Here is a 284-nt window from a genome sequence, read left to right as displayed (position 1 = left end):
GATCAGTCGCGGCATCGTGGAACGGCACGGCGGCCAGATCTGGATGGAGAGCACGCTGGGTAAGGGCACCACGGTGCTCTTCACGCTGCCCCGGCCCGGGCACGCCCGGCAGCCGCACACGACGCACGCCGCGCTGACCGGCACCGAACGGAGCCAGCCGTGAGACAGCCGACCGTCCTGATCGTCGACGACGACGACGACATCCGGGAGATCACCCAGCTCGCCCTCGAGGCCGTGTCGGGCTGGCGGGTGATCGCCGCCGACGGCGGCGCGGCCGCGATCGA

1 protein-coding gene is annotated in these 284 nt (G+C 72.2%); it reads left to right on the top strand.

The genetic code is table 11. From position 1 onward, the window contains the following. On the top strand, positions 1 to 163 hold a 163-nt coding region (locus Q0L15_RS25050; RefSeq protein WP_366939627.1), incomplete at its 5' end, for an ATP-binding protein. Positions 164 to 284: the final 121 nt, after the last annotated feature.

This window comes from Nocardioides sp. (assembly GCF_024509035.1).
Classification (GTDB): Bacteria; Actinomycetota; Actinomycetes; order Propionibacteriales; family Nocardioidaceae; genus Nocardioides.
Note: the sequence above shows the minus strand (reverse complement) of the source record. Positions and strands in the feature narration are given on the sequence as shown.